This window comes from Photobacterium sp. BZF1 (assembly GCF_014349205.1).
Classification (GTDB): Bacteria; Pseudomonadota; Gammaproteobacteria; order Enterobacterales; family Vibrionaceae; genus Photobacterium.
In genome coordinates, this window is the sequence record NZ_JACSOF010000021.1 from 25838 (window position 1) to 40270 (window position 14433).

The 14433-nt window shown below is 47.2% G+C and carries 12 protein-coding genes; 6 read left to right on the forward strand and 6 right to left on the reverse strand.

The window, feature by feature from the left end:
* The first annotated feature begins 48 nt into the window (after positions 1–48).
* On the forward strand, positions 49–1326 hold the full coding sequence (locus BIZ37_RS06630; protein ID WP_187460828.1) for a glycosyltransferase: 1278 nt from the start codon (positions 49–51) through the stop codon (positions 1324–1326).
* A 79-nt stretch (positions 1327–1405) separates the two neighbouring features.
* On the opposite strand, the gene BIZ37_RS06635 is transcribed toward BIZ37_RS06630, so the two are convergent.
* Positions 1406–4246 carry an FAD-binding and (Fe-S)-binding domain-containing protein gene (locus tag BIZ37_RS06635; RefSeq protein WP_187460829.1) on the reverse strand — a complete coding sequence of 947 codons (2841 nt, stop codon included), beginning with the start codon at positions 4244–4246 and terminating at the stop codon, positions 1406–1408.
* Between the two features lie 208 nt (positions 4247–4454).
* A complete protein-coding gene (locus BIZ37_RS06640) occupies positions 4455–6143 on the reverse strand; it encodes an L-lactate permease (RefSeq protein ID WP_187460830.1) in 1689 nt (562 codons plus the stop codon).
* A gap of 168 nt (positions 6144–6311) precedes the next feature.
* On the opposite strand from BIZ37_RS06640, the gene BIZ37_RS06645 reads away from it, so the two are divergent.
* Positions 6312–7214: a LysR family transcriptional regulator gene (locus tag BIZ37_RS06645; protein WP_187460831.1), complete on the forward strand. Its 903-nt coding sequence runs from the start codon at positions 6312–6314 to the stop codon at positions 7212–7214.
* Positions 7215–7219: 5 nt separating this feature from the next.
* On the opposite strand, the gene BIZ37_RS06650 is transcribed toward BIZ37_RS06645, so the two are convergent.
* Complete coding sequence (locus tag BIZ37_RS06650) at positions 7220–7576, reverse strand: YcgJ family protein (RefSeq protein WP_187460832.1); 357 nt, start codon at positions 7574–7576, stop codon at positions 7220–7222.
* Between the two features lie 197 nt (positions 7577–7773).
* On the opposite strand from BIZ37_RS06650, the gene BIZ37_RS06655 reads away from it, so the two are divergent.
* Both BIZ37_RS06655 and BIZ37_RS06660 read left to right on the forward strand, forming a co-directional pair.
* Entirely contained in the window at positions 7774–8160 is a 387-nt protein-coding gene (locus tag BIZ37_RS06655; protein WP_187460833.1) for a DUF805 domain-containing protein, read from the forward strand.
* A gap of 304 nt (positions 8161–8464) precedes the next feature.
* The gene (locus BIZ37_RS06660) at positions 8465–9679 is read left to right on the forward strand and encodes a hypothetical protein (protein ID WP_222939608.1); all 1215 of its coding nucleotides are present in this window, start codon (positions 8465–8467) and stop codon (positions 9677–9679) included.
* Between the two features lie 95 nt (positions 9680–9774).
* On the opposite strand, the gene BIZ37_RS06665 is transcribed toward BIZ37_RS06660, so the two are convergent.
* The gene (locus BIZ37_RS06665) at positions 9775–11427 is read right to left on the reverse strand and encodes an FAD-dependent oxidoreductase (RefSeq protein WP_187460835.1); all 1653 of its coding nucleotides are present in this window, start codon (positions 11425–11427) and stop codon (positions 9775–9777) included.
* Positions 11428–11605: 178 nt separating this feature from the next.
* On the opposite strand from BIZ37_RS06665, the gene BIZ37_RS06670 reads away from it, so the two are divergent.
* Both BIZ37_RS06670 and BIZ37_RS06675 read left to right on the forward strand, forming a co-directional pair.
* Positions 11606–12025 carry a YeeE/YedE family protein gene (locus BIZ37_RS06670; RefSeq protein ID WP_187460847.1) on the forward strand — a complete coding sequence of 140 codons (420 nt, stop codon included), beginning with the start codon at positions 11606–11608 and terminating at the stop codon, positions 12023–12025.
* A 22-nt stretch (positions 12026–12047) separates the two neighbouring features.
* Positions 12048–12464 carry a YeeE/YedE family protein gene (locus BIZ37_RS06675; RefSeq protein ID WP_255526692.1) on the forward strand — a complete coding sequence of 139 codons (417 nt, stop codon included), beginning with the start codon at positions 12048–12050 and terminating at the stop codon, positions 12462–12464.
* A 93-nt stretch (positions 12465–12557) separates the two neighbouring features.
* On the opposite strand, the gene cobA is transcribed toward BIZ37_RS06675, so the two are convergent.
* A complete protein-coding gene (gene cobA, locus BIZ37_RS06680; RefSeq protein WP_187460837.1) occupies positions 12558–13316 on the reverse strand; it encodes a uroporphyrinogen-III C-methyltransferase in 759 nt (252 codons plus the stop codon).
* Positions 13317–13496: 180 nt separating this feature from the next.
* Positions 13497–14351: a formate/nitrite transporter family protein gene (locus BIZ37_RS06685; protein WP_187460848.1), complete on the reverse strand. Its 855-nt coding sequence runs from the start codon at positions 14349–14351 to the stop codon at positions 13497–13499.
* Positions 14352–14433: the final 82 nt, after the last annotated feature.

Sequence of the window (14433 nt, forward strand, 5' to 3'; positions counted from 1 at the left end):
TTGTCGTTGTGGGTGAGTACTTTAGGGAGTAAATAAGAGGGATAAGCAATGACAGCATCAGAAAAAATTGTTCAACAAGCTTTTGATAATGCCAGTGACAGTTTTGACTTGACGGAGGCGCAACATCAGAAGCGACTATTGCAACTTGCCAATACGTTATATTGCCTGACTGATATCAACACCAAGTACTACCAGCTGCTCGCTTCTTCTGATAATTGTCCCCTTGAGTTTCGCTTAGCAGTTAAATTAGTTGAATCCAAACGTTATGTGCTCAAATTGAAGCGGCCGCTGCTTGTCGGTGTCGTTTTCGCGATGTGGGGCGAGAATAACCGGTTAAATGAGAAAACTTCGTTGAATCCAAATGGCGAAGACTCGCTGCGGGTTAAGATTGACCAACTCAACTGGATCACCCAGGGATCGGTCGTAGACTGGCATTTATATCCAGTCGATGACGGCTGTCCCCATAATAGTGCCGGTATAGCCGAACAAATTCTCGCTGAGCATCCAGACAAAGATAAAGTGTCTGTATTGAGGCTTGCTGATGAGCTTCCCGTTTCTGAAGGTCCGCTGCAGAATCTTGCCTCAGCAGATGATTCCCGAAAAGGTGGGGCTATTATTCTAGGCTGCCAGCAAGCAATGGCCGATAGAGTTGATTGTGTGATGTACACAGATGCAGATAATTCCGTACATCTCGGTCAGTTGGGGTTATTGCTAAAACCTTATGTGTCTGAAGATGCCAAAGTGGTGTTGGGTAATCGCAAGCACCCTGATTCGATTTTGGTTAAGCAGGAAGAGCGTTGGGGGATAGGTATTAAAACATTGCGCCATATGCAACGTATGATTGGGCGCGCCATTTTCAGTAATAACATCAAAGATACGCAAGCGGCGTTTAAGTTATATGATCGCGAGGTCATCCAATATATTCTGGCCAAGCCTTCTGTTTATGATTTTTCTTTTGATACCGACTGGATATTCGCGGCAATGAAAGGGGAGTTCCCCATGTTGACAGTTCCGTTTGCCTTTATTGACTCTGATGCGGAGTCAGCATCAATCATACAGGGGCCAATGACGACTTGGTATACTCTATTAAGTGGCTTGGCGACGGCAGCAAAAGCAAGGGACATCGATCATAACCATGAGATGGTTAGGATCTTCGAAGAACATATCCATAGCCACAAAGATCTCGAGTTGATCATCGATACATTACCTGAACAACTTCAAGATATTAAAGATTCAGATATTGGCGATCCATTGATCTTCGCACCCCGGGAAATTGAACTTTGGCTGATGGAGCAAAAACAAGCTGAAGTGGAAAGTATTTCTTAAATTACCGTGTCCATCGAATGAAAAAGCCCAAACTGGATTGCCTAGTTTGGGCTTTGCTTTATTGGGTGGACAATCTGCGTTACACCGCGGCTTCATCCACTAGGTAAAGAATAGACTGGTACGGGATCCCACTGTGGTGGGACAAACCGATCTCACAGGTCCGGCTATTACTAAAACCTCGGGTGCAGTCTGCCGGGACTTGCTCTTTTAGTGGCGCGACAGCGGCTTCGTTCAACTCCGGTGTGGTAAAGCCTTTGTCACCCGCCCAGCCACAGCATTGGATATGTTCTGGCAATACCACCTTCTCTGCGCAAGCGTTGGCCAGAGAAACCATGTCAGCTTCCAAACCCATACGGCGTGAACTGCAAGTCACGTGTAGCATCACTGTCTCCTGGATTGGAGAAAGAGAGAGGTGTGGCAGCAAATAGCGCGACACAAAGCCAACAGGTTCAAGGATTTCCAAAGGCTGGGTAAAGTTTTCGAGACTGCGTTTGGCACACGGGCTGGTGTCCATTAACACTGGGTATGTGCCTTCCTTACTGGCCTCCCAAAGCAATGACTCCAATTCTTTGGCCTTCTGCAAAGCAATATCCTTCATCCCCTTGCTATCGTAAGGCATACCGCAGCATTGGCTGCTGAGCTTTTCTGGGGTGATCACTTCAAAGCCCGCTTTTTCCAGTAGTGAAAGCGTAACTTCTGTCAGTGGACGGTTGTCTTGGGCTGAATCCTGCTGGCCCATTGTCCTGCTAGCACAGGAAGGCATGTATACCACTTTCTTGTCTGGGCTTTCGGCTTGTGCAGAAGTGGTATGTAACTGATTAATCTTGTGTGGGTTAGATTGTGGGTATTCCGGCATCCAAACTGGAGTTGCACCTCCTGTCATTTTGCGCAGCCCGTTAGTGAGTGCCCCCACAGTTTTGTCTCCAACTAATTTACGCGCAACCTGATTGCTCTTGAGGCCAACCTTGACCATGGTAGTAGTAGCAGCGAAATGATCCGCAGTCCAGCGTGCGATAGGGGTAAATCGTTGGTACTTCTCGACCCGGAGCTTCTTAACTAGATCGCCGGTATTAATGCCGACCGGGCAACGATCAGCACACAGGCCGGTTGCCGCACAAGTATCGACACCTTGATATTCGAACACTTCTTTGAGTTCATCTACCGGTGGACGCCGGCTATTGCCTGCAAGGTATTCTCGCTCACGGTGCTGTAATTCACGGTAAAGAACAATGCGCTGTCGAGGGGAGAGTGTGAGCGTTCTTGACGGGCAAACCGGCTCACAAAAGCCGCATTCAATACAGCGGTCAACGATTTCATCCGCTGCAGGCATCGGTTTGAGGTTGGAAATATGTGCTTTCTCATCATCATTGATGATCACCCCTGGGTTTAGCAAACCGTCAGGATCAAACAGAGCTTTGATTTGTTTCATCAGGCGATAGCCATCCTTGCCCCATTCAAGCTCGACATAAGGGGCCATATTACGTCCGGTACCGTGTTCGGCCTTTAACGAACCTTGATACTTGACGGCCACCAGTTCGGCAACATCATCCATAAAGCTACCGTAGCGGTTCACTTCTGACTCTGCTTCAAAACCTTGGGTAAAGACGAAGTGTAAGTTACCTTCGAGGGCGTGGCCGAAGATGATCGCCTCGCTATAATCATATTTGTCAAATAATTGCTGAAGTTCACGTACACCCATTGCAAGATGTTCGACAGGGAATGCCACATCTTCAATGATCACTGTTGTCCCTGTTTCGCGCACTGCGCCGACGGCCGGGAACATGCCTTTTCGAATAGCCCAAAGGCTGGCGATGGTATTGGCATCGGTAGTAAATGGCGTCGAGTGGGTGATGGTAAAGTCTGTTAAAGCCGCCATAACGTCTAGACATTGCTGCTCAAGCTGGTGGCTGCAACTGGCGCGGGTCTCAACCAGTAGAGCGGCTGATTCAAGATCCAGCGCTTGGATATACTCGGGCATACCCGGCTTATCCGCCACAGATCGCAATGCGCGGCCATCCATCATCTCGACGGCGGAGACGTTGGTTTTGGCTAGCACCGATACGGCTTGGCTGGCGGCTTCGATATCGTTGAAAATCAATAGGGCAGAGGCTTTGTGTGGATGCTCGATCACTGTGTTGTAGGTGATGTCGGCGATAAAGCCCAAGGTGCCCTCTGAGCCTATCATCAAGTGTTCAATCACCTCGATGGGGTCTTGGTAGTCAACCAAGGCATTTAGGGCATACCCGGTAGTATTTTTCAGCCGGTATTTGTGGCGAATTTTATCTGCCAGTTCAGTATTTTGCTGGGTTTCCCCAACTAAACGCGTGAGACCTTCCATCAAATCAGGGCGCTTGTCTTTAAAAGCCTCAACGCTCGCTTCATTGGCGGTATCAAGCACGGTACCGTCGGTGAAGACAATAGTCATACTATCAACAGTTTTGTAGGAGTTTTGGGCTGTACCACAGCACATGCCGCTGGCGTTGTTAGCAGCTATACCTCCTATTTTACAGGTGTTGATAGAAGCGGGATCTGGTCCGATTTTACGCTGGAAAGGCGCGAGGTAGCGGTTAGCATCGGCCCCGATAACACCGGGCTGGAGGCGAATTTTTTCACCTTTTTCAAGAATGCTATGGCCGCGCCATTGGTCGGTTAGGGTAATAAGAACAGAATCTGAAACGGCCTGCCCAGACAAACTTGTGCCTGCAGCACGGAAAGTGAAAGGGATGTCCAGCTGGTGGCAGGATTGAATGGTAAAAATGACCTCATCTAGGTTATTAAGACGTAAAACTATCTGAGGGATAAGACGGTAGAAACTGGCATCAGTACCATAGGCAAGCCGCTTGGCTTCTTCGGTGATGATCCGTGCTTTATCAATCTGGGTAGCGAGTAGGGCTTCTAGCTGTTGGTATTTATTTTCCATTGCTCATCCTGCATCAGTCGATATTACTGAACTGTTGAATGCTATTTCCATCTTACTGATCTCAATCATTATTGTTGGAATGTTTGGCTGGTATTGAGAATCAGGACTACAAAATATTTATTTGCCTATATTGGCTTGGTTCTTGGTTCTTGGTTCTGTCAGATAAGGCCAGCTAAATTGCTGGCCTGTAGTTCTGCTTTGAGTGTTATTAACCCATCAGTACATCCGTGGTGTGTAGGCCATAGATGATAAAGAGGCCGATGATGCCGCTCATCACCAAGTAGTAGAACGTAGGGATAACCGTTTTACGCAAAGTCGCACCTTCACGGCCAAGTAATCCGACTGTAGCAGAGGCAGCAACAACGTTGTGGATAGCAATCATGTTACCCGCTGCTGCACCAACCGCTTGCAGGGCAACAATAGCGGCACTCGATACTGTCAATGTCTGGGCGACTTCAAACTGGAACTGGCTGAACATCATGTTGGACACCGTATTCGATCCTGCAATGAAAGCGCCTAGTGCACCGATGGTTGCGCTCAATGCCGGGAAGAAGTCACCGACGAGTTCAGAAGCAAAGTTAGCGGTGGTTACTGGCATACTGGCCAAGTCAGCGGCATTGACACCTGAGTTAATGAAAATACGCACCATAGGGATGGTGAACACCAAAACGAAGCCTGCACCAATCAGGGTTTTGCTAGATTCCTTGAAGGCTTCACCAAGTGGGCTGAGTTTGCGTGCCTGCATCAGTACAGCAACAATCGCCACGAAGACTAAGATACCGCCCGGCAGGTATAGAGGCTGGATAGAAGCACTGATACCCGTTTCACCGAGGATATTCGAGAACGAAAGGCTGACACTGACTAGAAGGGCTTTAAAGTCGGCGCTGACACGGCTTGCAACCAGTACCACAGCCAGTAGGACATAAGGTGCCCAGGCCAGTGCAAGGTTCATTGGCTTGTCAGTGGCTTTCAGGTCGATTTTCAGTGAGCCCAACCATTCTGCCGGCCATTTGTCCTCACTTTCAAAATCCCATTGCTTTTTCGGTACAAGGAAACCTTTCTTGGCTGCAGAGACCACAATAGCTAGACCCAGCAAACCACCAATTAGAGATGGGAACTCAGGACCAAGCAACATGCCAGTCAGGGCGTAAGGTACCGTGAAGGCAACACCAGCAAATAGGGCGAATGGCAAGATATCCAAGCCTTCAGTCCAACTTTTGTTTTTGCCGAAGAAGCGGGTCAGCATCATTGCCATCAGTACCGGCATCAAGGTGCCGATAGTGGCGTGGATCAATGCTACGTTGGTGGTGATTTGCTGTAGGTAGATGTCCCAGTTCGCCCCTTGGCTGATCAGCGTTTCACCAATGTTGTGGGTATCCAGGCCTTTGTTAACACCGACAATAATCGGCGTGCCGACCGCACCAAATGAGACCGGTGTAGACTGGATCATCATGCCCATCAATACAGCGGCAAGTGCAGGGAAACCGATAGCAACCAAAAGAGGGGCTGCAATTGCTGCTGGGGTACCGAAACCAGAGGCACCTTCGATAAAGGAGCCAAAGCACCATGCAATGATGATAGCTTGTATTCGGCGGTCACTGGATATGTCAGTAAACCCATTACGAATGGTGGTAATAGCGCCAGTATGTTTCAGCGTATTGAGCAGGAATATCGCTCCAAATACGATCCACAATACCGAAACGGTGATGGTCAGCCCCTGTAGCGATGAGGCCAAGACGCGAGTTACCGACATATCCCAACAGAACAGGGCAATAGCCACTGTCAGTAAGAATGCCACAGGCATCGCTCTTTTGGCTGGCCAGTTCAGCCCGACCAGCAGAATAGCGGCAACCACTATTGGTGAAAATGCAACGAGTGCAAGTAGGGTGTCGTTCATGATTATCAGTCCTTCGGATTGCTGTTTTGTAATGCATAACCTATGCATCAATGAACATATTTTGTTGTTTTTGTAGTTGGTTTTGTTAATCGAGTGTGACGATATCGCTTTATTTTTATTTGGTATAGGGAAATAATGAAAAATATTTCTTCCAAAAATGGACTAATAATGGCGAAGGCTGATGACTTGATCTTGTTTGCCCAGGTAGTGGAACATGGCTCTTTCAGTAAGGTAGCGGAGCTGAATTCCCTTACAAACTCAGTGGTTAGTAAAAGAATAGCCCGTCTGGAAGATGATCTGGGGGTACAACTGCTGTATCGAACCACCCGTAAACTCACGGTTAGTGAAGCCGGCAAAGTGTTATATTTGGGTTCCAAAAATGTGAAGCAGGCCGCGATGGAGGCGGTTGATGCCGTGAGTGGTTTTGGCGAAAAAGTCAGCGGTCATGTCAAAATGTCTGTACCTACCATATCAGGTGACCTGTTATTGGCCGATGCGGTGGCTGAATTTTGTACCGAGCATCCCGGTTTTACGGTCGATATGTCACTGGATAACCGCTTCGTGGACTTGGTTGAAGATGGCTATGACTTGGTGATCCGGACCGGATATCTGGAAGACTCGAGCTTGATAGCACGGCATATCCTTGATTCGCAGTGGGTGATTTGTGCGGCACCAAACTACGTTAGCCGAAACGGTCGGCCTGAAAGGCCACAAGATTTGGTCGATCATAACTGTCTTCAATATGCCTACCAAACTACAGGCGCCTCAGAGTGGCAGTTCATTGGGGAGCAGGGCAATTACATTCTCAGGGTTAGCGGTAATTTTTCTACCGATAATGCCGCCGCATTGAGAAAAGCGGCACTGGGCGGTTACGGTATCGCCTATGTACCTCGCTGCTTGGTATACCACGATATCATGGAAGGGAAGTTGGTTGATTTATTTCCTGACCAAGTTGGTAAGCGACTGGGGATTTACGCGGTGTATCCTTACACCCGGCAACCATCTCAAAAGATAAAGTTACTCATAGAGCACATTCGTGCCCGATATCTGGCGATTCAGCATTTCTTTTAAGAGAATCAGTTAAACAAGATGTTGGTATAGTCTTCCAACTGTTCGTCGGAAAAACGGTCAACGAAACATGCACGTTGCTCAGAATCGCAATAAACCTTGTTGCTGAATGAGTAACGTGTAGTGTCGAAGTTCTTGCTACCCACCTTGTTGATTAATTCCATCATTTTGTCTTGGGCTTCTTGGCCTAGGAACTCTTTTGTGAATCCCATAGAAATGCCATAACTGTCGACACAAAAACCTGCTTGCCTATCACATATCACCCCTTTGTCAGGTGAAAAGAGGGGTTCATGTATTGTGTGGTTTTCACTCAGTGCTGAATGGCTAGCGATTAAAATGCTTAGCGGAATTAATAGCGATTTCATAACGGAAACCTGACTTGGTGGGTTTCAACTAGTATTGATCAGAAGCGGATCTTTCCCAAGTCAGATGGGTTATTTCGCACTAACCAATACAAAGTCATACAAGCAGTCACAATAAATTTGCGTAGGTTGGCAGAATGAAGGTATTGAACACAATACTATACTGTCATCAGTTGTAACTATATGAACTAGGGGCTTTTATGAACTGGTATATCCATGTTTTGAAAAATTACGCTGTCTTTAAGGGTAGGGCGCGAAGACAAGAGTACTGGTACTTCATGTTAGTTAACCTCGTTATCAGTTTTGCACTGTCGATGTTGGACAAGGCCTTGGGCAACCCAGGGGCAGGTGAAGGGGGCGGCGTTATAGGTATGGTCTATTCGCTGGCGATCCTCATCCCGAGTATTGCTGTTGGTGTTCGCCGGTTACATGACATTGGTCGCACCGGCTGGTGGATGCTAATTAGTTTGATACCTCTGATTGGTGTCATCGTTTTAATCTATTTCTTTGTCCAAGATAGCCAATCTGCTGCCAATGAGTACGGTCCGAACCCCAAGGATCCTTCTTCAATTCACCTTACAATGTAATTGTGCATGGTGGCCTCAACGTATGTGAGGCTGCCTCTGACTTAGTGTCTGTATTATTTTTGAGAATTGATAAAGATTTCTCACTGCTAAAACACATCTTATTTCCGGCTAATTCTCTTATTTTTAAGGGATAAGCGCTTATCTGGTCATAATGCCACCCTCCGAGATAATCTTCTGCCTCATCTACACTAAAAGCCAGTGTCTAGTGATTTGGTCTAAATGTCGCCTGTTATCTAGACGTAATCATATAGATTGTTCAGATGGCTAATTAATCAAGAAGTACCACAGAATTACGTGGAGTTGCATGATGAAAATGAACAAAATCGCGCTCTCAATTTTGGCGGTTTGTGTTGGGTTCTCTGCGGGGAGCCTGGCTTCAGGAAAATATGACGACGATTATGATGATGACGATGATAAATATTATTCGTCATATTCAGATTCTAAGTACGATGACAGTGATGACTCTTCGTCATATTCGGATTCGAAGTATGATGATAGCGATGACTCTTCATCATACTCAAATAAAGAGGATGATGGCTCATATTCAGGCAGTTATAGCCACTCTTATTCTTCTACTTATCAGTCCAGCGGCGGCAAAGATTACTCTGGTGATGGTCACTCAGGAGGGGATGGTTATTCAAGCGGAGATGACTCCGATGGCTACAAAGACGATGATGATGGCGATAAGAAACGCTTAGCGCTGAATCTTGTCGGTACCGGTAAAATGTATCCAGATACTGTTCCACCATTGGAGAAATATGGGCCGCCTCTGGATGCACAGTGCTTCGATGTTGAGTTGAAGAATATCCATGATGGTGAGCAAATAGGTTGGGCAACGGATTGTTTGTCTGAGGTTGAAGGGACACCAGAAACAGGGCTTCAATTAATAGGTACAACATTCTTTTATCTACCAGATGGGCTACTAATCACCCGAGGTCACACCACGGTACAGCCTGTTCTCAAACCGACTGTTACAGTTGATGGTCAGTATATTTCTCATATTACCGGAGCCTCAAGTGACGAAAATGCGGTTGTTAAAGGCTATGGTGAATACCAATGGCATAGAGGGACGGTCCGCCTTTCAGGTATGGTTGACGTAACTGAGTTCGCAGGAAATGAAGGCGATCCGATGTTCTTTGATTGTTTGTTTGTGATTGACCTTCACGAGTACAAGCCAGAGTTTAAGACTTGGTATGACTGGTACCGTTACCGCTATTACCGTGATAGCTACTACGAGGAATACCATAGCGACAGCTACTACGGAAAGTATGATGACAGCAATGACAGTAGCTACGATGACAGTGGCTACGATGATAGTGGCTATGATTCAGATGATCGAAATGGCTCACGAGATGGTTCTGGTAGCGGTTATAAAAATAGTAATAAAGGTAAGGATAAATACGACAAGGATGATAACGATGATAGGGATGATGATAAATATGACTGGGACGACGATGACGATGATGACAAGGACAATAGCGGCAAGGGTAATCGTGGAAAAGGAAGCAGAGATTATTAACGCTGTAATGTAACCGTGATCATGCGAGCAAATGTTCAAAAGCCTGAGGCTCTCCTCAGGCTTTGTTATTAAGCACTTACTTCAAATTTACCACTCTATTTTTGAGCAAATGAATAAGTACGGTAACCCCCAATCAGGTTACGGGCCCTGAAGCCATTATTCACCAGTTGGCGGTAAGCGACATTGCCACGTAGGCCGACGGCACAGTAGATAACGATTTCTTTGTCTTTTGGTAGTTCATCTAGACGTTGCCGCAGCTGATCCACAGGAATATTGACAGCCCCTTCTAGGTAACCGCTACTCTTTAGCTCGCCTGGGTTGCGGACATCGAGAAGTAGTTGGTCATCACTCAGGTTATCAATTTCATCATAATGGATAGGTGTCGCATCACCCTTGATGATGTTGTTTGCGACGAAGGCTGCTTGGTTGATAACATCTTTGGCACTGCCGTAAGGTGGCGCATAGGTCAACTCAAGGTGTTGTAGTTGTTCGACGGTCATACCTGCTCGCTGGGCAACAGCTAGTACATCAATACGTTTATCGACGCCATCTTTACCTACAGCTTGTGCGCCCAAAATTTTGCCCGATTTTGGTTCAAACAACAGCTTCAAAGAAACCGTTTCAGCCCCTGGGTAGTAGCTAGCATGGCTTGCAGTGTGAACATAGACTTTCTCGTAGATAGCACCGTCAGCCTGAAGCTGTTTTTCATTTTTACCGGTAGAAGCAACGGCAAGGTCAAACACCTTACAAATCGCCGTTCCTTGCGTGCCTTGGTAGCTTTCGTTGCGGCCCAACATATTGTCAGCAGCCATGCGACCCTGGCGGTTGGCAGGCCCTGCTAACGGTACCAGAGTTTGCTTACCGGTAACAAAGTCCTGATCTTCAATGGCATCACCAACGGCAAAGATGCTTGGATCGCTGGTTTGCATTTGTGGCGTTACCCAAATGCCACCTAGCTCACCGATTTTTAGCCCTGCATCTTTGGCTAACTGGGTTTCAGGACGGACACCGATCGCCATAATCAAAATGCCTGTTTCGATGGTGTCGCCATTGTTGAGAGTCAACGTTAGACTGCTCTGCTCTTCACTGTAGTTAACAGACTCCAGTGCAACACCCAAGCGCAGATCAATGCCTTTATCTCGGATCTCTTGGTGAACAAAGCCAGCCATTTCGCGATCCACAGGCGTCATCACTTGATCGGCCATCTCAACTAAGGTCGTTTCGATACCCAGTTGATGGAAAGCTTCCATCATTTCAAGGCCGATAAAGCCGCCGCCAACGACAGTTGCATGGCTTGGCTTATTGCCATTAAGTGTGGCTAAGATCTTATCCATATCAGGAATATTGCGGAGCGAATGGGTCAGCGGGTTATTGATACCAGAAATCGGTGGTATGACAGGCGCAGCGCCAGGGCTGAGCAGCAAGAAGTCGTAGCTCTCGATATATTCAGTGCCATCGAGGACATTCCTCACTGTTACGGTTTTGGCTTCACGGTCAATGGCGATGACTTCATTCATGATCCTGACATCGACATTGAAGCGGGCAAGGAAGCTCTCCGGTGTCTGAAGCAGCAGTTTGCTGCGGTCTGTTATATCGCCCCCGATATGGTATGGCAGACCACAGTTGGCGAAAGAAACGAACTCCCCGCGTTCAAACATGATGATCTCAGCATCTTCACTTAACCGGCGTGCCCGCGCAGCAGCTGATGCACCACCGGCAACACCACCCACAATCAAAATCTTGGTCATTGCATTCTCCGTCTGCCCTAAAAATAGGGAACTACAGTATCTCGATTCATGATGGTAGCCAATATAAAACATTAAATTAGAAATTACTAATTTATTTAATTCTAATTTAGTGTTGACTGAATTCTATACTTTAGTATTCTCTAATTAAGAAAGTTACTGAGTGAATTTGGAGAAAATGATGGCATTTGAGATCCCATGGGATGCATTGGTTGGTGGGATACTGCTGGGCATATCTGCATCAGGCTTGTTATTGCTAAATGGCCGTATCGCCGGTATCAGCGGGATTGTGTCTGGCTTGCTGACACCCAAGCAAGGTGAAGTTTCATGGCGACTGCTGTTTGTCATTGGCATGTTGGCAAGTGGCCTGCTAGCCCCTGCTGTTGGGTTTACGTTACCAGAAACGTTACCTGTTTCTTCTTTCTTTTGGGTAGGGTTGGCTGGCTTGCTGGTTGGGATAGGTACCAAGGTAGGTAACGGATGTACTAGCGGCCATGGTATTTGCGGTATGGGTCGGTTATCCAAACGATCGATTGTCGCAACATGTATTTTCATGGCTGTTGCCATTGCGACTGTCTTTGTACGATTGCATGTACTTTAATCGGAGGTCACAAATGAAAGCAATGACTCAATGGGTGGCTCTGATAGCGGGCCTGCTTTTTGGCTTGGGGATGATGGTATCAGGTATGGTCGACCCTCATCGTGTTATTGGATTTTTAGACATAGCCGGTGCTTGGGACCCGAGCCTGATGTTTGTGATGGGCGGTGCGCTGGCGGTATTTTTGCCGGTTTATATAATGGTGATTAAGAAACGTCCTGCCCCGGTCTGTGCCGAAAAGTTCGAAGTTTCCAATAACAAACGGATAGATAAACGATTGGTCACTGGTGCAGTGTTGTTTGGCTTAGGGTGGGGGATTGCTGGTATTTGTCCTGGACCTGCGGTTACATCAACCTTGGGACTGAACCCTTCAATGTTGGTTTTTATTGTGACAATGCTGGTGGGGATGAGTATTGGTACAGCACTAGTCAGACGCTGGTAACCAAACGTTGTAAAGAAAAGGGCACTTCGAGTGCCCTTTGTCTTTCTTGAGTCACCGTCATACTAATGAAACGAGATGACTTCGGATTGGGCTTTACTGATTGAACCACTGTAAATGCTCACTCAGTGAGGCAACACTACCAACCACGATGAGTGCAGGGCTGACCGCTCCTTTTGCTAACTCTGGTAGCGTTGCCAGAGAGCCATTCAATACACGTTGCTCTGGGCGAGTGCCGTTTTCGATGATGGCACAAGGGGTATCTGCAGCAAGACCGTGGGTGATCAGCTTATCGCAGATATGGCCGCTTTGTTTCAGGCCCATATAGAACACCAGCGTGTTGTTGGATTGCGCCAATGATCCCCACTCAATTTCTCTACCATCCTTTTGTACGTGGCCAGTGATGAACTGGACACTCTGGGCATGGTCACGATGGGTGAGTGGAATACCGGCATAAGCAGTTGCACCGGCTGCGGCAGTAATGCCCGGTACCACTTCGTATTTGATACCGAACTTTGCCAGTTCTTCAAGTTCTTCACCGCCACGACCAAAGATAAAAGAGTCTCCACCTTTTAGACGCACCACACGCTTACCTTGCTGTGCTTTTTGCACCAAAATCTGGTTGATTTGATCTTGCGGGACACAATGAAAGTCGAGCTTTTTGCCGACATAGATCATTTCGGCGGCGGGATCTGCCATCGCCAAGATATCTTTTGATACCAGCCGGTCATAGACGACAACATCTGCTGCTCGAATGACGCGTAACCCCTTTACGGTCAGCAAATCTGGGTCGCCCGGTCCTGCGCCGACCAGTGAAACAAAGCCGCTGTTTGATGATGTGATGTTGGTGCTCATAGCAACGCCTTTCTAGAAATTTGGATATAAAAAGTAATACTCAATGCCTGAACTTAAGGTATAGATTTAAGACCGAGATTTTTATCCTAAGGAGTTATTACTTTTTATAGCCAAAACAATACAATAGGCTTCTAATTTGGTATTGGCCCCGAGCATTTGCCCAGGACCAAAATATCATGATTACTTAGTGCCAAATGCAGGTGCTGCATTTACCGTTGAATCACTTTCCACATCGATAGCAGGTGCTGTTTTCGCGTGGGTCAGGTATAGAGGAACACACGTAAATAGCAGGCCACCGACTAGGTTACCAAGAATTGTTGGTACCAGGTTGAAGCTCAGCCAGGTTGAAATAGTGATATCAGCACCCAGCATCATACCTAGCGGGAATAGGAACATGTTCACAACAGCGTGTTCAAACACTAGCGCGAAGAAGATAAAGATTGGCAGCCACATTGCCGCAATTTTGCCTGCTACGCTTCGTGCCGTCATGTTGCCGATAACACCTAGGCAAACCATCAGGTTACACAGGATACCGCGGACAAAACAGGTGATCCAACCATTGGCGCCTAGCTCTTCAAAGCCGACGGTACGTGCTGTTGCTGCCTTAATGAAAGTTTGACCGACAGCGCCAGGTTCAACGCTGAAGTTCATCGTAAAAGAAAGGGCGATAAGGAAAGCAACAAGCAGTGAACCAATCAGGTTGCCTAGGCCGACAAAGCCCCAGCAGCGCAGTACTCGACCCCAGGTAATGCCCGGACGGTTTTCGAATTTGGCCAGTGGTGCAAGACCAAATACGCCGGTTACCAAGTCATATCCCATTAGGCTCAAGATACAGAAACCAACAGGGAAGACTAGGGCACCCACAATACCAATGCCTGTCTGGGTGATGGTGGTGATCGCCACAACAACCGCCAACGAGAGGATAATCCCCGCCATCGTACCACGCAAAATCAGATCACGTGTTGATGTGCGGATTTTAGCTTCACCCGTATCAATCATTGTTTGAACGAATTCCATCGGTTTTGAATAGGACATCATGTCACTCCAAAAAGTTAAATTAAAATTGAATAGTCAAAGGCTCTCTTCACGAGGTGCTCAGGGAGCCTTTTTGCTATTA